Source organism: Paraburkholderia sp. BCC1885 (genome assembly GCF_900996235.1).
Lineage (GTDB): Bacteria > Pseudomonadota > Gammaproteobacteria > Burkholderiales > Burkholderiaceae > Paraburkholderia.
In genome coordinates this window covers 149,795-168,346 of sequence record NZ_CAAJGM010000022.1, presented here as the reverse complement: position 1 = coordinate 168,346, position 18,552 = coordinate 149,795, and the positions used below count along the sequence as shown (strand labels likewise).

General features: G+C 62.3%; 14 protein-coding genes. 3 read left to right on the top strand and 11 right to left on the bottom strand.

Annotated features, from left to right (window positions below; all coding sequences use genetic code 11):
* Positions 1–134: 134 nt before the first annotated feature.
* A complete protein-coding gene (locus FQ755_RS02050) occupies positions 135–947 on the bottom strand; it encodes an ABC transporter substrate-binding protein (protein WP_144150481.1) in 813 nt (270 codons plus the stop codon).
* A 285-nt stretch (positions 948–1,232) separates the two neighbouring features.
* On the opposite strand from FQ755_RS02050, the gene FQ755_RS02045 reads away from it, so the two are divergent.
* The 3 genes from FQ755_RS02045 (at position 1,233) to FQ755_RS02035 (ending at position 2,356) form a co-directional block, all read left to right on the top strand.
* Entirely contained in the window at positions 1,233–1,454 is a 222-nt protein-coding gene (locus FQ755_RS02045) for a hypothetical protein (RefSeq protein WP_144150479.1), read from the top strand.
* A gap of 226 nt (positions 1,455–1,680) precedes the next feature.
* Positions 1,681–1,944, top strand: coding sequence for a hypothetical protein (locus tag FQ755_RS02040; protein ID WP_144150477.1), 264 nt, complete (start codon positions 1,681–1,683; stop codon positions 1,942–1,944).
* A gap of 70 nt (positions 1,945–2,014) precedes the next feature.
* Complete coding sequence (locus FQ755_RS02035; protein WP_144150475.1) at positions 2,015–2,356, top strand: DUF4148 domain-containing protein; 342 nt, start codon at positions 2,015–2,017, stop codon at positions 2,354–2,356.
* Positions 2,357–2,635: 279 nt separating this feature from the next.
* Here the strand turns inward: FQ755_RS02035 and FQ755_RS02030 are convergent, their stop codons facing one another.
* From FQ755_RS02030 to corA, 10 genes are all read right to left on the bottom strand, one after another.
* Positions 2,636–4,357, bottom strand: a complete 1,722-nt coding sequence (locus tag FQ755_RS02030) for a SpoVR family protein (protein WP_144150473.1) — start codon at positions 4,355–4,357, stop codon at positions 2,636–2,638.
* On the bottom strand, positions 4,354–5,625 hold the full coding sequence (locus FQ755_RS02025; protein WP_144150471.1) for a YeaH/YhbH family protein: 1,272 nt from the start codon (positions 5,623–5,625) through the stop codon (positions 4,354–4,356). The genes FQ755_RS02030 and FQ755_RS02025 overlap by 4 nt, the downstream gene beginning before the upstream one ends.
* A gap of 171 nt (positions 5,626–5,796) precedes the next feature.
* On the bottom strand, positions 5,797–7,719 hold the full coding sequence (locus tag FQ755_RS02020) for a PrkA family serine protein kinase (protein WP_074299372.1): 1,923 nt from the start codon (positions 7,717–7,719) through the stop codon (positions 5,797–5,799).
* Between the two features lie 696 nt (positions 7,720–8,415).
* Positions 8,416–9,177 carry a 2-keto-4-pentenoate hydratase gene (locus FQ755_RS02015; protein ID WP_144150469.1) on the bottom strand — a complete coding sequence of 254 codons (762 nt, stop codon included), beginning with the start codon at positions 9,175–9,177 and terminating at the stop codon, positions 8,416–8,418.
* 310 nt (positions 9,178–9,487) lie between these two features.
* Positions 9,488–11,245, bottom strand: coding sequence for a methyl-accepting chemotaxis protein (locus tag FQ755_RS02010; protein ID WP_144150467.1), 1,758 nt, complete (start codon positions 11,243–11,245; stop codon positions 9,488–9,490).
* A 404-nt stretch (positions 11,246–11,649) separates the two neighbouring features.
* Entirely contained in the window at positions 11,650–12,702 is a 1,053-nt protein-coding gene (locus FQ755_RS02005) for a LacI family DNA-binding transcriptional regulator (RefSeq protein WP_144150465.1), read from the bottom strand.
* A gap of 141 nt (positions 12,703–12,843) precedes the next feature.
* Positions 12,844–13,905 (bottom strand): ABC transporter permease, encoded by a 1,062-nt coding sequence (locus FQ755_RS02000; RefSeq protein WP_260858245.1) that lies wholly within the window; start codon positions 13,903–13,905, stop codon positions 12,844–12,846.
* Positions 13,902–15,500 carry a sugar ABC transporter ATP-binding protein gene (locus tag FQ755_RS01995; protein WP_144150463.1) on the bottom strand — a complete coding sequence of 533 codons (1,599 nt, stop codon included), beginning with the start codon at positions 15,498–15,500 and terminating at the stop codon, positions 13,902–13,904. The genes FQ755_RS02000 and FQ755_RS01995 overlap by 4 nt, the downstream gene beginning before the upstream one ends.
* Positions 15,501–15,960: 460 nt before the next feature.
* Entirely contained in the window at positions 15,961–16,917 is a 957-nt protein-coding gene (locus FQ755_RS01990) for a sugar ABC transporter substrate-binding protein (protein WP_144150461.1), read from the bottom strand.
* A 520-nt stretch (positions 16,918–17,437) separates the two neighbouring features.
* Complete coding sequence (gene corA, locus FQ755_RS01985) at positions 17,438–18,415, bottom strand: magnesium/cobalt transporter CorA (RefSeq protein WP_144150459.1); 978 nt, start codon at positions 18,413–18,415, stop codon at positions 17,438–17,440.
* Between the last annotated feature and the right edge of the window lie 137 nt (positions 18,416–18,552).

Genomic DNA, 18,552 nt, shown 5'->3' with positions numbered 1-18,552 from the left:
CATCGAGCTTTAAAACACCGATGGGCACGCCGTGGCATGCCCATGATCTGTCGATCGAAGCGAGGGCTTCGCGCCGCCCTCGCTCCAATCCCGTGCCGCATGGTTGCGGCGCGTTATACGTGGACCAGCGCCCCTCAGGTCTTGTCGCCGATCTTGAAGATGCGCACGAGCGGCGTCTTCGTCTGCGGACCGAACCAGTGGTTATAGATCTTGCCCGCCGAGCCGTCTGCTTCCAGACCCTTGAGCGTCTCGTTGACGAAGGCTGTCAGGCGCGCCTCGCCCTTCGGAATGCCCACGCCCATATAGTCGTTCGAGATCGTGAATGCGGGAATTTCGTAGTTCTGCTTATCAGGCACATTGGCCAGCAGGCCGACGAGTTTCGGACCGTCCTGGGTGATCGCCTGCACGTTGCCGGCGCGCAGCGCGGCGAAGGCGAACGGCGTGTCGTCATAGGCCACGATCGTCGCCTGCGGGAATTTCTCGCGCAGCGTGATCTCGTTGGTGGTGCCCTTGTCGGCGCCCACGCGCAGACCGTTGATCTGGTCCGGCGACTTCAGCACGCCCTTTTTGGCAAGGAACTGCTGGCCCGACGAAAAATAAGGAATACTAAAGTCGACCTGCTTCGCGCGCTCATCCGTGATGGTGAAGTTGGCGAGTACCAGATCGACCTTGTTCGAGGTCAGGAACGGAATCCGGTTGGCCGGATTGGTGGGCTGCAGTTCGAGTTTGACGCCGAGCTTGCTGGCCAGCGCTTTCGCGTAGTCCACGTCGAGTCCGACGATCTGGTTCGTCGCGGGATCGACGAAACCGAACGGCGGATTGCTGTCGAAGGTGGCGACGCGCAGAACGCCGGCTTTCTTGATGTCGTCGAGGCGGTCGGCGTGCGCGACGCCCGACACCGTGACCATCAACCCCAGGAGCCATGCGGCGAGAGTTCTGGATTTCATTTTTATAGAGACCTTGTTTCGTGTATGCCAATCGTAAATTGCGGCCGTGAATTGCAACCGTGCGTCGCAACCAGGCAGTGTTGCTATAGCAGCGGCATCGCTGCAACGATGCACGAACGCTACCTTAGCAGCCACCCCCGGCCGGGCAGAACCAACAAATGTTCCTGTAGTAAGCGCGATTTCTGCTAAGCGGCGCGCTGATTTGCAAACGTGTATTTGTCGTTTGTCGCGCCCCGTGCGCCTGATTAGCATCGAGGCTCGACATCCAGACAGGAGGGATTTGCCATGTCCGAGCGTGCCTCTTTCAAGCCGCGTGTAATCGAACCGGTAGCCGACAACCAGCCCGACGGTCGCGGGCTCGCGGTCGAGCTATGGCTCGCACACCCCGTCGACGGCATCGCCGGCCATGCCGTGCAAATTCATCTACGCGGCGACGCGCGCATGGCGCAGGCCGAAACGCTACGCGACCTGCTGCATCAATTGGGGACGGATATCGTCGTGACATGACCGACGGACCGGTTGGTCGCGCCGCGGTGCCGTCCGGTCACCGCTAAGCCTTATCCGGTAAGGCTGTCGGGATTGGCCGCCGTTTTGAAACAGTCATTTCGCGCTATCAATACAAAGATTCGATAGTCAGGGTATACACTGCCTCCATCGATGTTGCAGACGAAGCCCTCAGGACCCCGCCGCAACGTCATCCTGAACTGAAGTCGTCACGTATATGGAGTCCGTCATGAAGACCAAGATTATCGCCGCCCTGCTGGTTGCCGCTTCCGCCACCCTCGCCGCCCCTGCATTCGCAAGTGGCTACGGCCCGGCTCCGTTTTACCGTCCGAACGTCGGCGCACCTGCTTCGCAACAAGGCCAGAACGCGCAAACCATTGCGGCTGAACGCGCTGCCGCTAACAGCAACTCGTCGTTCGGTGGCGTGAACGACCAGACTTCGCAGTCCGGCGCTCATCACAGCCCTTCGCGTTCGATTTTTGCCGGCCATTAATCCGGTGGCAACGGTTTAAAAATTTGTTCTAGCAGTCAGTCGACAAAATAAATTTCGGAGGTCAGCCATCATGAAGTCCCTTATTCAAGCTGTTGCCATTGCTGCTGTGCTCGCCGCTCCGGCGGTGTCGTTTGCCCAATCGACCGAATCGAACCAGCAGCCTTTGACGCGCGCACAAGTGCGTGCCGAACTGGTGCAACTGGAAAAGGCCGGCTACACGCCGGCACGTGGCCCGGATCCGTACTACCCGTCGGACATCCAGGCCGCAGAAGCTCGCGTGGCGGCACAAAACGCCGCCGCGCAAGCTGAAACGACCGGTTACGGGCCGAGCGCCAGCGGCACTTCGCAAACAGGTCAGCGCGCCGAAACGTCGGTGAGCAGCTATTCGCCGCCGGTGTACGTGGCGCATTGAGCGGTTAATGTTTGAGTGGGACCGGGCTGGTTCGCCGGTCCCATAGCTAGAGAAATACGCAACCGGCCTACATGATTGATCTATGCGGGCCTGAGTTCAAATACCGAAATCCTCCGTCGCCAGACTTCTGGTGACTTTGCCCAGCCCCCCTGACTGGGCGTTTTTTTGTGCCGGGCGAATTGCGTTGCATACGCAGCCGCCGTCAGCACGTTGGCGCCAATAAAAAGCCAGCCCGAAGGCTGGCTCTCGCTGACACTCTGCCTATTCCACGACTCAAACTCACACCCTCACCGCCGGCGGCACATACCGGCACTCATAGCGTTTCCTGACCGTGCCGTTCTCATCGACACTTTCCAGATACACGTCGAACTGCCACAGCCGCGCCATATGCTTGAGCACCTCGTCGCTGTCGCCCGACAGATGCCGGTTGTCACTCATGAAATGCCGTAGCGTCAAGCTGCGATCGCCGCGCGTATTGACCGACCAGACCTGGATATTCGGCTCGCGGTGATGCATGTCGTACTGCCGCGACAAAGCCTGGCGCACATACTGATAGCCGCTGTCGTCGTGGATCGCGGAGACTTCCAGCGCGTCGCGCATATCGTCGTCCAGCACCGAAAAGAGCCGCATTTCACGGATCAGATGCGGGGACAGGTACTGCGCCACAAAGCTCTCGTCCTTGAAATTGCGCATCGCGTAGTGCAGCGCCGGCAGCCACGGACTACCCGCCAGTTCCGGGAACCACTTACGGTCCTCTTCCGTGGGGTTTTCGCAGATGCGGCGGATGTCGCTCATCATCGAAAAGCCCAGCGCATACGGATTGATCCCGCTGTAGTACGGTTTCGTCACCGGCGGCTGGTACACCACGTTGCTATGCGAATGGAGAAACTCCATCATGAAGCCGTCTTCCAGCTTGCCCTGGTTATAAAGCGTATTGAGCAGCGTGTAGTGCCAGAACGTCGCCCAGCCCTCGTTCATCACCTGCGTCTGGCGCTGCGGATAAAAATACTGGCCCACCTTGCGCACAATGCGGATCACCTCGCGCTCCCACGGCTCGAGTAGCGGCGCGTTTTTTTCCGCGAAATACAGCAGGTTTTCCTGCGGCTCGGGCGGATAGCGGTCGTCGGTTTCCTCGGGCTCCGGGGTGTGCCGGTTCGGCAGCGTGCGCCACAGCTCGTTCACCTGAGACTGCAGATACGCCTCACGCTCGCGCCGCGCTGCCGACTCCTTTTGCAGCGACAGTTTTTGCGGCCGTTTGTACCGGTCGACACCGTAATTCTGCAGCGCATGGCAGGAATCGAGCAGTTCCTCCACGCGGTCGAGGCCAAAGCGTTCCTCGCACCCCGCAATATAGTTCTTGGCGTAGACGAGGTAATCGATGATGGCGTGCGCATCCGTCCACAGCTTGAACAGATAATTACCCTTGAAAAACGAGTTGTGTCCGTAGGCCGCATGCGCGATGACGAGCGCCTGCATCGTCATCGTGTTCTCTTCCATCAGATACGCGATGCAAGGATTCGAATTGATGACGATTTCATACGCCAGCCCCATCTGCCCGCGACGGTAGCTTTTTTCCGTGGACAAAAAGTGCTTGCCGAACGACCAGTGCCGGTAATTCACCGGCATGCCGACGGACGCATACGCGTCCATCATCTGTTCAGCGCTGATGAGTTCGAGCTGGATCGGATACACGTCCAGCTCATATTGCTCTGCAACACGGGCAATATGGGTGTCGTATTCCTCGATCAGTTCGAAGGTCCAGTCGGACGGGCACGGCAAAGGCCGTCTATCGGCTACGTTCATACGGACTTCCCTTTGCCCCTCAGAGGGCGTTCCGGTGTGTCCCCGTGCTGCAACTGCGCCATCGAGACCTGCTTGCGCGTCGACGGCCCTGGCTGCAGCCGCCGCGTCGCCGGCATGCCCGATCGCCTGCGTCGGCACGCCCTGGTCGCGCTCCGGCTGATAGCCGCGCGCTTCATTGTGCAGATGTTGGGTGCTCATGAGGACGCCACCTGCTTTTCAAACAACTCGCGGAACACCGGGTAAATGTCGGCGGCCGTTTCGACCTTTTTCATCGCCATATGCGGCTGCGACAACGCCAGTTGCGCATATTCGAGCCACAGATTCTGCTCTTCGGGCGTTACCTGAATATACGCAAAATAGCGCACCTTCTCGAGAATGTCATCCGCAAGGATTTTGCGGCACTTCGGCGAGTCGTCGGTCCAGTTGTCGCCGTCCGAGGCCTGGGCGCCGTAAATATTCCATTCAGTCGGCGAATAACGTTCTTCCTGGACCTTCTTCATCAGCTCCAGCGCGCTCGAAACCACCGTGCCGCCGCTTTCGGTCGAATGGAAAAAAGTGTCTTCGTCGACCTCTTCGGCACGTGTGTGATGGCGGATGAACACCACCTCGATTTTCTCGTAGTTACGCTTGAGGAACAGGTACAGCAGGATGAAGAAGCGCTTGGCGAGATCCTTGCGCTGCTCGTCCATCGAACCCGAGACGTCCATCAGGCAGAACATCACGGCCTGGCTGGAAGGCGTCGGCTGCTTGACGCGGTTCACGTAACGCAGATCGAACGGGTCGATAAACGGGATGCGCCAGATGCGTCCGCGCAAATGATGAATTTCCTCGTCGAGCGCCTTGATGTCCTCGCGACGATCGCTGGGATCAGCCTTCATCTCTTCGAGTTGCCGTTCGAGTTCATGCAACTCGTTGACGAGCGGCGCGCCGAGCGCGATGCGCCGGCCAAGCGCGCTGCGCAGCGAACGGACCACGTCGATGTTGTTAGGCGTGCCTTCCGCCGCCCAGCCCGCACGAATGCTCTTCCATGTGGGCACCGCCAGCAGATGGGTTTTGACCAGACGCGGCAGTTCGAGGTCGTCGAAGAAATACTGCATGAATTCTTCGCGGCTCAGCTCGAATACGAAGTCGTCCTGACCTTCGCCCTCATTGCTGGCCTGGTTGCCGCCGCCTCCGCCGCCCCCGCCCTGGGGACGCGGAATCTTGTCGCCGCGAATGTAGTCGGCGTTGCCCGGATGCACCATCTCGCGCTTGCCGCCCGGACCATGCCGGAACGAGGGCTCGGCAATGTCCTTGCGCGGAATGGTGATGCTCTGGGTGTCCTGAATATCCTTGATGCTGCGGTCGCGCACCGCTTCCGAGACGGCGCGACGGATATACCCTTTAACACGACGCAAAAAGCGTTCGCGATTTGCAATGCTTTTGTTCTTGCCAGCTAACCTGCGGTCGATGATTTGATGAAGCACATCCGGTCTCCCGTCCCATGCAGCCGCACTCATTTCAGGCGCGAGACGCACGTTGCATCTGCATCACTGCAACGTCATGTCCATACGACGTGCGTCTCACAAGGTGCCCGCGCGGTTTGCAGCTTCCGGCCGCGCGGGCGGCACGCTATCAGCCTCATGACCCGATCACGATCACGATGACTTGCGCACACGCAGATACCAGTCGCACAGCAGCCGCACCTGCTTGGGCGTATATCCCTTTGCGACCATCCGGTTGACGAAGTCTTCGTGCTTGCGCTGTTCTTCGGCCGATCCTTTGGCATTGAACGAAATCACCGGCAAAAGTTCTTCCGTATTCGAGAACATCTTCTTTTCGATCACGACGCGCAGCTTCTCGTAGCTGATCCACGCCGGGTTCTTACCGGCATTGGCAGCCCGCGCGCGCAGGACGAAGTTGACGATCTCGTTGCGGAAGTCTTTTGGATTGCTGATGCCCGCGGGCTTCTCGATCTTCTCCAGCTCCGCATTCAGCGACGCGCGGTCGAAACTCTCGCCGGTGTCGTGGTCACGGAACTCCTGGTCCTGAATCCAGAAGTCGGCATACGTGACGTAACGATCGAAGATATTTTGTCCGTACTCCGAATAGGATTCCAGGTAAGCGGTCTGAATCTCCTTGCCGATAAATTCGGCGTAGCGGGATGCAAGGACGTCTTTGATGAAGGACAGATACTTCTGCTCGGTTTCCGGTGGGAACTGCTCGCGCTCGATCTGCTGTTCGAGCACGTACATGAGATGCACCGGGTTCGCCGCGACCTCGGTTGAATCGAAGTTGAACACCCGCGACAGGATCTTGAACGCGAAGCGGGTCGACACTCCGGTCATGCCTTCGTCTACACCCGCGAAGTCGCGGTATTCCTGATACGACTTGGCCTTTGGATCGGTGTCCTTCAGATTTTCACCGTCGTACACCTGCATCTTCGAGAAGAGACTGGAATTCTCCGGCTCCTGCAGGCGCGTCAACACCGACATCTGCGCCATCATCTTCAGCGTGCCGGGCGCGCATACCGCGTTCGCCAGCGAGGAATTGCGCAACAGCTTCTCGTAGATCTTGATCTCTTCGCCGTAGCGCAGGCAATACGGTACTTTTACGACGAAAATCCGGTCGAGCAAGGCCTCATTGTTGCGGTTATTGCGGAACGCCTTCCACTCAGACTCATTCGAGTGAGCCAGAATCACGCCGTCGAACGGGATGGCGCCGAAGCCCTCCGTGCCCTTGAAGTTGCCTTCCTGGGTGGCGGTCAAGAGCGGGTGCAGAACCTTGATTGGCGCCTTGAACATTTCGACGAATTCGAGCAGCCCCTGATTCGCGAGGCACAGGCCACCGGAGTAGCTATACGCATCGGCGTCGTCCTGGGCGTATTGCTCCAACTTGCGGATGTCGACTTTACCGACCAGCGATGAAATGTCCTGATTGTTTTCGTCGCCCGGTTCGGTCTTGGCGATACCGATCTGCCGCAGGATGGACGGATAGCGGCGCACGACGCGGAACTTGCGGATGTCGCCGTTGTATTCGTGCAGCCGTTTGACTGCCCACGGACTCAGAATGCTCTTCAGATAGCGGCGTGGAATGCCGTACTGCTCTTCGAGAATCGGGCCGTCTTCGTCGTAGTCGAACAGACCCAGCGGCGACTCGTTCACCGGCGAGCCTTTGATGGCATAGAACGGCACGCGTTCCATGAGTTGCTTCAAACGTTCCGCGATGGATGACTTACCGCCGCCAACCGGGCCAAGCAAATACAGGATCTGCTTCTTTTCCTCGAGCCCCTGGGCCGAGTGCCGGAAGTACGCGACCACCTGTTCGATCACGTCTTCCATTCCGTAGAACTCACGGAATGCGGGGTATACCTTGATGACCTTGTTCGCGAAGATACGCGAGGTGCGCGGATCGTTGCGAGTGTCGATCTGTTCGGGTTCTCCGATTGCCGTCAACATGCGTTCGCCAGCCGTAGCGTACGCGGCGGGATTGTCTTTGCAGAGCGCGAGATACTCCTCGAGCGAGAGTTCATCTTCTCGCGTTTTCTCGAAGCGGGTCGCGAAACTGCTGTAGATATCCATGCTACCTCCTCGCCAAAGTCTAGACCGATGTCGTGCGCGGCGCGCTAATCGGAAACGACATCGCTCGAATTCATCCTAAACCCTTTTAAATTTTTTTTCACGGACTACGTGATGAAAATCGTGCCGTGTCACCCTCCCTACATTCCTCACTTGGAAACACCGTTTCGGTCACCTACAATCTTCGACCGGATTGCCCAGGATTGCAGCCACCTGTACTGCTATCTTGCGCGAAACGTCACGTATTCCAGCATGCTTTTACGCACATACCTGATGCATGCATCCCGCCTTGCACCTGCGCATCGCAGACAACGCAGCGTGCTTTTTTCCTCAACGCGCAGCACAGCGTTTTCGTGCACACGGTTCACGCCGTGTTACATCTCTTCGAGCGTGGCCGCAGGTAACGGTGTGTTACCGCGCGTGACACTTCATCGCTTCGTCACCGCTGGGCCGCATTCGTTCACTGCACATCAAACGTGAGGGTACGCTGTCCCGCCAGCGCATGCGATATCCACAACGCCCGCATGGTTGGCCGCTGACATAACGCTATTTCGGCGACTCGCGTGCGGCCTTTGATAGGTGTATACGGGTAAGAGAACAGCCTGGATGCGTCGATGGCGAGAGCGAGGCCGTGCGAACACCGGCATGCGGCGCCGGCACGGCTCGTCGGAGAGTGGCGCTTACATGCCGGATGGATGCTCAGGTCAGCGCGATTTCGACTTCGCCGAGCCCATCGATATGGCCGCGCACGATGCCGGCCTTCGTCACACGATGCGCACCGACATAGGAGCCGGTGGTAATGGTCCATTCGGGTTCGATCGTGATGCCCATGGCCGCGCAATGATTCACGAACCAGACCAGCAACTCGCGCGGATCGCCGACTGGATTGCCGGTGGCCTCCGGCACCAGCGAGGCGCCGTCAAAGCTCAATTCCAGCTCCGGCGAAACGAAATCGAACGTGCGGGCGAATCCCGCGTAAGCCACCGGGTGTCCGGTGATGAGCGCGCCGTTGTTCTGCGCATCGGCCAGTTGCGCGAGCGGCGCGATATCGGGCCATTCGCCAAAGCGGCTATCGACGATCTCGATGGCCGGCAGCACCACGCCCACCCGCGCGAGCACCTCGTCGCGCGCATAAGCCTCGCCGCGCGGCTTGATCGCCTCGTTGAAGCGAAAGGCGATCTCCAGTTCCAGCAAAACGCGGAAAAAGCCACGGTGTTCGATGCGTGCGGGCGACTCGAACACCAGCGAAGCCGGAATCGGCGCGCCCGAAGCCGCCCCGCCCGGCGCCTTGGCGCCGATTTTCCAGGCGCCGGTCGACTCGCCCAGGCCGGCGATCACCGCCTGCTGGATCGCATAAGCCGTGGCCGCGTCGGGCGGCAGACTGTCCGGCGGCGGGGCATCGATGGGGAGGTGTTGCCTGCGCGCTTCAATGAGGCGTTGCGCTAGGTCGTGTGGCGTCATGTCGGTCCTTTCTGGCTGGCGCATCGAAATGGTTCGGATTGGCATGAGCGGAGCCGGGCGATGCCGCACGGCGCAGCGTTTCAGGGCAGGCAGAGCCCGGCGCGGCAGTCGCGCAGAACACCTGGGGCCGCCGAAGTTACCGGCACGCGAGGTAGTCGCGCCCGTCAATGTACCGGATCGCGGCTCGGACCGGGACGCTTACTGCGCTGACAACGAAAAAAGACCACGATTGCATGCGCAACCGTGGTCTTTCGATCGTTCGCTCCAGTCTGCCGTGGCGCGGCTCACGCGAGATGCGCGGCCGGGACGCTCAGAAGGTTTCCCAGTCGTTATCGCTGCCCGCCGCTGCCGGCGTGGAGGCCGGGGCCGCACCGGCGGCTGAAGTCGGCGCCGCCCCCGGTGCCCGTGCCGCGGCGGGGGCTGCCGCAGAAGCACGCGCGCGTGTGCCTGCCGCCGCCGTCTTACGCACCGCGGGCCGGGCCGCCGTGCGCTGCGTCGTCTGCGCCACCGGCGCCGTGTAGGCGCCCTCTTCGAGCTGGAATACCGCCACGGCGGTACGCAGCTTGCCGGCCTGATCTTCGAGCGACTGCGCTGCGGCCGCAGCCTCTTCCACCAGCGCCGCATTCTGCTGCGTCACTTCGTCCATCTGCGTGACGGCGCGCGCCACCTGCTCGATGCCGCTGCTCTGCTCTTCGGAGGCAGCGGCGATCTCGCCCATGATGTCGGTGACACGCTGCACCGCGCCGATGATCTCGGTCATCGTGCGGCCGGCCTGGTCGACCAGCGCGGAGCCGGATTGCACCCGCTCCACCGAAGTGTCGATCAGTTCCTTGATTTCCTTCGCGGCCGCCGACGAGCGCTGCGCCAGGCTGCGGACTTCCCCAGCCACCACCGCGAAACCACGGCCTTCTTCACCGGCACGGGCTGCTTCGACCGCGGCGTTGAGCGCCAGGATGTTGGTCTGGAAGGCAATACCTTCAATAATAGAAATAATGTCGGAGATTTTGGCGGAACTCTGGTTGATATCGCCCATAGTGCCGACCACCTGGCCGACGACCGCGCTGCCCTTGTTGGCGATTTCCGAGGCATTCGCGGCCAGCGCGCTCGCCTGGCGGGCGTTGTCGGCGTTCTGCTTCACGGTGCCGGTCAATTCGTCCATGCTCGAAGCCGTTTCCTGCAGCGCCGAGGCCTGCTCTTCCGTGCGCGAGGACAGATCGAGGTTGCCGGCGGCAATCTGGCGCGTCGCCGTGGCAATCGATTCGCTGCCGCCGCGCACCGAACGTACCGTCTCGGTCAGGCTGCGCTGCATTTTGGCGATGCCTTCGAGCAGCAGGCCCATTTCGTCACGCGAGGTCACGACGACCGGGCGGCGCAGATCGCCCGCGGCGATCGCATCGAAATGTTCCAGCGCGTCCGACAGCGGCCGGCCAATCGAGCGCGTGAGCGTCAGGTACGAAAAGAACGCCGCCAGCAGCCCGACGATCACCGAGCCGATACTCACCAGCCGGAAAGTGGCGAAATTGCTCTGGGCGCTATCGAAGCCGTCCTGCGCCTGGGTGAACTGGAGCTTGCGCAGGGCTTCGTCGGAGGCCAGCAGGTCGTTGTATTTGACTTGCAGGTCCTTCGCCGCCGCCACGACCTTGGACTGATCGGTTCCGGAGACGATCACGGCGAAAGAATCCATCGCCTGGTAGAGCGGCGCGCGCTTGGCGGCGACTTCCTGGGCGAGGCGGTCCTCTTCGGGGCCACGCGGCAGATCGTAATATTTCTTCCAGGCGGCATCCGAGCCGGCGCGCATGCTTTTCGCGCGCTCGACGGTCGCCGCGACTTCCGGCGTGCCGAACAGGAACGCGGCCCGGTCGAGCGCCAGACGCTCGCGCGCGATGAACAGCTCGGCATTGCCGATAGCAACCGCGCTCGGCATCTCGTTGGTGAACGTGTTGTGGTAGGCGTCATTCGAGCGGCTCATGCCCGTCAGACCGAGAACGCCGATGATCAGCAGCAATGCGGCGAGAAAAGCCATCGTCAGGCCGATCCGTGCCTTGATGGTGATGCCCTTGTTCAACATGCTTCTTCCTGTGACGTATGAGGATGTGCTTGCACGGCGTGCGGCCGGGGTCGCCCCGGTCTACCCGGCGCCTTATGAACTGGCGCTCTAACAATCGTTTACGGCATTCGGACGATATTCTTAAAACTTTTATATGGTCTGAAGAAATTTGGCGTAGTAACGGGTATGAATTACAAGCTACGGGAAGGGGACAGGCGGCGGCAATGGCTTACGGAAGGGCGCGGCGCAGGCTGCGCCCGGCGCGCCGGCGGTGTGGATCCGGTGCGGCTTGAAGGGGGTCTCAATGGGAAATGCGGCGCGTTTCAGGATCTTTCACGAAGGCCGAGGTGAAAGGCCGCGCCGCCCTTCACCTCGGTGCATCTGACGTCGCTGTCGCCCGCCGGCCTCGCGCCGGCTAGCTGTACTTATGCCGTGATGCCGCGCCGGCCCGCGTCGGCTCCGGCGCCCGCCCAAGCCTGGGTGGATTCGCGCACGATCAGGCGCGGCGCCACCACCCGTCTGCGCGGCGGCGCGCCTGGCGTGCCGGCGGCGGTGCCGGTGATCCGCTCGATCAGGGTTTGCGCCGCCATCTCGCCGAGCGCGCGCACCGACTGCCCCACCGTCGACAAAGCCGGATAGGTGAAACGCCCCAGTTCGATATCGTCGAAGCCGATCACCGAGCAGTCGCGCGGCACGTTGATGCCGCGCTCGGCAGCCGCGCGCAATGCGCCGATCCCCATCATGTCGTTGCCGGCGAAAATCGCCGAGGGCATCACCGTCTCGAATAGCTGGCTCGCCGCCCGATAGCCGCCGGTGCCGGAAAAATCGCTTTCGACGATCGCGCCCGGTGCGATCTCGATGCCGCGCTCCGCCATGGCGCGGATAAAGCCGTGCACACGCATCGCGCTGACCGCCGTGGCCACCGGCCCGGTGATACAGCCGATCTTCACATGGCCGAGTTCGAGCAGATGGCGGGTGGCCAGGTAAGCGCCCTTTTCGTGGTCGATCTGCACCAGATCCGCCGACAATCCCTCGATATTGCGGTCCACCACCACCAGCGGCTCGTGCGCGTCCGCCAGCGCCTGGGCCAGCACGGCGTCGTCGCCGGCCGAGGCCACGATCAGCCCGTCGATGCGCTTTTCCTGCAACACCCGCAGGTAGTTGCGCTGCTTGGCCGGATCGTCGTCGGAATTGCAGAAGAACACGCAGTAACCGTTGCGCGCGCAACCGTCTTCGATGCCGCGCGCCAGCTCCGCAAAATACGGGTTCGTGCTGTTGGGCACCACCAGCCCAATGGTCGCGGTCGCACGCGCCTTCAGCGACCGGGCGACCGCCGACGGCACATAGTGGAGTTGACGGATCGCATGTTCGACTTTCGCGCGCACATCGGCCGACACCGGCCGTGAGTTGTTCACGACGTGTGAAACCGTCGTGAACGATACCCCTGCCACGGCTGCTACATCCTTGATGGTCGCCATAACCTGTTGCTCTCCTGCCTGTTTTCCCGCCGGCCGGTGCGACCTGCACCGGACCGGGCGTTTGCATCAATGACAGATCCAACCCGCTCGTTCCATGCCCTGCCTGCTGCCTGTTGCTCTGTGCCGGCAAGCGCCGCGCCGCTAGCTGCGCTTGCGCCGGCTTCTGTATGTATCCAGCACCACCGCCACCACGATCACCGCGCCGGTAATGATGCGTTTGGTGGGCTCGTTCGCGCCGATCTGCGCGAGCCCCGCCGCCAGCACCGAAATGATCAGCACGCCGAAAAACGTGCTGATCACCGACCCGCGGCCGCCCATCAGGCTCGTGCCGCCGATCACGACGGCCGCGATCACCTGCAGCTCGATGCCGTCGCCCGCGTTGGGGTCGGCGGCTTCGAGCCGCGAAATCTGGAACAGCGCCGCGAGTCCGGACAGCGCGCCCATCAGCGCAAACACGATCACCTTGTAAGGACGCGGATTGACACCCGCCAGCCGCACCGCTTCCTCATTGGTGCCGATGCCCACCAGATAGCGCCCGAACACCGTGCGCGTGAGCACCAGATGCGCGAGCACCATCACCGCCACGGCGATCACGAAGGCCGGTGAGATACCGAACGCGATCGGGTTGGACAGCACGTCAAAGGCGTCACCGATATAGGCGGTGCGCGAGTTCGTCATCTGATACGCAAGACCGCGCGCCGCTTCGAGCACACCGAGCGAGACGATGAACGACGGAATCCGCCAGCCCACCGTGATCGCGCCCGTCACCGTGCCGCTCAGCGCGGCCGCGGCCATGCCGAGCAAAGCCGCCGGCAGCGGCGGCCAGTGCCACCTGAGCGCCGCCACGCTGACCACCGACGCACCCAGCGCCAGTACCGAGCCGACTGACAGATCGATCCCCGCGATGATCAGCACGAAGGTCATGCCCACCGCCATCACCACCAGATCCGGAATCTGGTTGGCGATCGTGCTGAACGTGTCGTAGGTCAGAAAGTGCGAACTGAGCACCGAAAACAGCGCAATCATCGCCAGCAAGGCGCCCGCCAGCCCCAGGTAATTCGAAAAACCGAGGCGCGTGCCGGCCGGCTTGCCGCTCGCGAGCGGCGCGGACGGATCGGCCGCGGGCGGTTTGACGTCCGTAGCGCCCGCAACGCCATGGGCGCCGCGCTGATGGCCGTCCGGAGGCACCGCTGGTCCGGTCATGACAGACTCCCTGCTTCATTGACGCTGGCGGCGGCGTTCAGCAAGGTCTCGCGCGCCCGGTACCCGGCGAATGCGGCGGCCAGCAGCGCGTCCTGACTCCAGCTGTCGCGCTCGAACACCCCCGTCATGCGTCCCGCCGACATCACGCCGATGCGGTCGCAAATCAGCGTCAGTTCGCGCAGGTCGCTCGATACCACCACGAGCGCGCGGCCCTCGCGGGCCAGTGCGCCCATCAGACCGTAGATGTCGAACTTCGCGCCCACGTCGATGCCGCGCGTCGGTTCGTCGAATAACAGCACCTGGCAATCGCGCGCCAGCCAGCGGCCAATCACCACCTTCTGCTGGTTACCGCCCGACAGCTCGCCGACGATCTGGGCCGGCCCGGAGCTGCGAATCCGCATTGCCGCGATCTGTTTTTGCGCGAGCGCGTTTTCGCGCCCCGCATCGACCACGCCGTGACTTGCCACACTGCCGATATTGCCCAACGACACGTTGGCGGCAATCGGTTGCGGCAGCAGCAAGCCTTCGCCCTTGCGGTCTTCGGTGATCAGCGCGATACCGAGCCGCACGGCGTCCGTCGGCGAGTCGATCCGCACCGGCGTCGGCGCGGCGCCCGGCGTCGTCGCCAGCGATACCGTGCCGCCGTCCTTCTGGTCCGCACCGAAGATCAGCCGCATCAGCTCGGTCCGGCCAGCGCCGATCAAGCCGCTGATACCGAAAATCTCGCCCGCGCGCACCTCGAAGGACACGTCGTTCACCACCTTGCCGCGCGTCAGGCCCTCGACCTTCAGAAGCGGCGCGCCGATCTTGCGCACGCCCAGATCGATCTGTTCGCCGATCTCGCGACCCACCATCAACGTGACGATCTGCTCGCTCGTCAGCGCGTTCATGGCCTCGACCTTGACGAGCCGGCCATCGCGCAGCACGGCGACCCGCTCGGCCACCCTGGCCAGTTCCTCGAGCCGGTGCGAGATGTAAACCAGCGCGACGCCGCGCGACTTGAGCCGCCCGATCTGCTCGAACAGCAGGTCGACCTCGCGTGCGCTCAGCATCGCGGTCGGCTCGTCGAGAATCAGCACGCGGCAGTCGCCGATCAGGTTACGGGCAATTTCGACCATCTGCTGATGGCCGATGCCCAGTTCGCCGACCAGCGTGTCGGGGTCGATCGCTTCGAGCCCGACCTGCGCCATCGCGGCCCGCGCATCTTCACGTAGACGGCGCCGGTCGATCCAGCCGAAGCGCAGCGGACCCGTCTGCGGCAAGCGGTTCAAAAACAGGTTTTCGGCCACCGAAAGGGTGGGCAGCAGATTCAGTTCCTGCATCACCATGCGCACACCGAGCGCCTCGGCCTCGGTACGGCTGCCCGGCGCATACGGCATGCCGCCAAGCTGCATCGTGCCGGCGTCCGGCACGACGAGGCCGCCGATGATCTTCGACAAGGTGCTCTTGCCAGCGCCGTTTTCGCCCGTCAGCGCCAATGCCTCGCCGGCAAAGAGCGAAAGCGCAACGTCGGCGAGCACGGGTTCGGCATACGTCTTGCCGATCCCCGTCACGGACAATACGGCGGGCAGTGCCTGATGAGCGGTCAATTCCATTGCGATCCTGGTTCCGGGGCCGCCTCTTCAGGGCTTCAGACGGACGGCAACCGGCTGGAGCCCGGAACTGGGCGACCACGTGTCATGCCGGCTCAAGGCGGGTTCTGCGCTGGACTTTCCAGCGGACCCCGTCCCGCCGCGTCCGACATGACGCTTATCTCTGGAATAACGGCGGCTGCGCGGCTTTCTTGAGCGTTTATTGAATTGGCGCGAACCAGTCGTGTGAACTTGCCCTGCAACCCGGCCGAACCGGGCGTCCCGGCCGGCTAAACGGGCCTGTCCTGCTGGCCGCGGGCGCGCCGAACTGTGGCGCGAACGCGGCCGTGATTGCAATTGCGATTGCAGTTATTACTGTAAGCCCATGGGCTCTCGGCTTCAGGCGGATCTCAAGCCGGCCTCAGGCTGGCTTAATTCGGCTCCAGGTTGGCCCCCCGGTTGGCCTTCAGCAAGCCTTGGCCGGTTACTTCGTGACCAGATCGACCGGCGTTTCCACCACGCCGGACAGCTCGCCCTGCTTCTTGTGCTCGCTTAAGGCCTTGAGCGCCGTATCGATGCCGAACACCGCCTGCTTGGCCGCGTACTGATCGGCGGTAGCGAGCACTCGGCCGTCCTTGAGCATCGGCTTGATGGCGCCGATGTTGTCGTAGCCGACCACGTACACCTTACCCTGCTTGCCGGCCGCGCGCACAGCCGAGACCGCGCCGATCGCCATGTTGTCGTTGCCGCACAGCAGCGCCTTCAGGTTCGGATATTCATTGAGCATGGCCGATGCGACTGCATTGCCCTTGTCGATTTCCCATTCACCCGACTGCACCGAGTCGATCTTCGCGCCGACCTGCTGCATCGCCGCCTTGAAGCCAGCGGTGCGCTGCTGCGCATTGGTGGTGGTCGATACGCCTTCGACGATGGCCACCTCGTCGCCCGCCTTCAGCTTCTTCGCCAGATACTCGCCGACCTTCTGTGCGCCCTTGGCGTTGTCCGGGCCGACGAACGGCACGTTCAGGTCCTTCGACCTGAGTACGTCCGGGTCGAGCCGGTTGTCGATATTCACGACGATGATGCCGGCGTCGATCGCCTTCTTGACCACCGGCACCAGCGCCTTCGAGTCGGCCGGCGCCAGCACGATCGCATCGACCTTCGACACGATCATCTGCTCGACGATCTGGATCTGGGCCGCCGTGTCCGTCTCGTTCTTGATGCCGTTGGTGATCAGGTCGAACTGGCCGGTGTTGTGCTTCTGATAGTCCTTCGCGCCATTTTCCATGGTGAGGAAGAACTCATTGGCGAGAGATTTCATGACGAGCGCCACGCGCGGTTTTTTGGCGGCTTGCGCATGGGCGGACGAAAAAGGCAACGCAACAGAAGCGGTCAGAGCGACAGCGGCCGTCAGGACGCGGCGGCGAATGCGGTGGTCCATGCAAAATCTCCAGGTTTATAGGCTCGGAATGAGCCTTCGTTTTTCATCAAGCGAAAACGTCTGCGCGGCCCACTTCACATGGAGCCTATCGTCAGTGTCAACGGCCTGCATTGTTGCGACGTACAGGCCGCTCGCCTGCGGCGTGCGGGTATTGCAAATTGCGGCCAGGCCGTTCTGTTCTCGTGCGGGGCGTTGTTCGGAACCAAGTGTAAGCCTGGCTTCAGCATGGACGCCCACGTGGCTTTGACATGGTCTCCCGCCTCGTTTGCGCATGCTGGCCTGCCGCCTGCCCCGTTCGCCGGCGACGGGCCGCTAATGCTGGACCGATATTGCAAGCGATGCAAGTGGGAAGACCGCGCGGGCTTGACGCCAGGGCGTGCGTTCGCAACACGACGCCGCTTGCAGACGGGGCCGGTCGGGCGTCGCAGTGCCGCCGTGCCGCTCGGCTCGGCTCGTCGCCTGGCGCCGCCGCCCTGCCGCCGTGGCCAGGGCCGCGCGCCACCGGCCGCCGGGCGCTGGATCAGAGCCAGCCGGCTTTGCGAAAACGCCACCACAGAAACAGGTCGACCGTGAACATCACGGCGATGCAGATTGGATAGCCGTACTTGTAATGCAGTTCGGGGATCGTCTGAAAGTTCATGCCGTAGATGCCGGCGATCATCGTCGGCACCGCGAACAGCGCGGCGAAGGAGCCGAGGCGCTTGGTCACCTCGCTCTCGGCCAGCGAGATCATGCCGAGGTCGACCTGGATCGCCGTCACGATCATTTCGCGGCGGCCGTCGATGGTCCGCACGATGCGCTCCAGGTGGTCGTAGATGTCGCGGAAATAGGCTTCCATCCCGGAGCACACCTGCGGAACGCGGCCGCCGCTCAGTTTGCTGATGGCTTCCTGCAACGGCGCGACGTGATGCTGCAGGCTCACGAGGCGGCGCTTGAGCGAATACAGGTCCTCGATGATCGCCCGCGACGCGGCCAGGTCGTTCTTGCCGAAGATGCGGTCTTCGACTTCCTCGATTTCCGCGCCGAGCGACTCGAGAATCGGGAAGTAGCGATCGACGATTTCGTCCGCGAGTGCATACAACACGAAGCCCGAGCCTTCCTTGAGCAGATGCGGTTCGCGCTCGCAGCGCTCGCGCACGCTGGTAAAACCAAAACGGGTGCGATTGCGCACGGAGAGCACATAATTCGGGCCGACGAACACGTCCACCTCGCCGATCAGCAACTCGCGGTCGTCGTCCATCTCGACCGTGTGCATGATCGCGAACAGCGAGTCGCCGTATTCCTCGATCTTCGGCCGCTGACGGCCCACCAGGGCGTCTTCGACCGCCAGCTCGTGCAGGCCGAATTCCTCTTTCATCACCGCGAGTTCCTCGGGGCTCGCATCCTTCAGCGCGACCCAGACGAAGCACTCGGGCCGCGCCACGTACTCGCTGATGTCTTCGATGGGGATATCGGCCAGCTTGCGGCCATCCTGATAGGCTGCGCAATTGATCAGCATGGTGTGGATTACCTTGAGGTCGGCGCCGCATCTGCGCACTGTCCGGATTTTCGATCAGGACGGCGGGCATGGGCATGAGGACGCAGAAAAGCTGTCATGTTAGCGGCTTTGTATGTCAGAGATGTCAGTGAATTGTG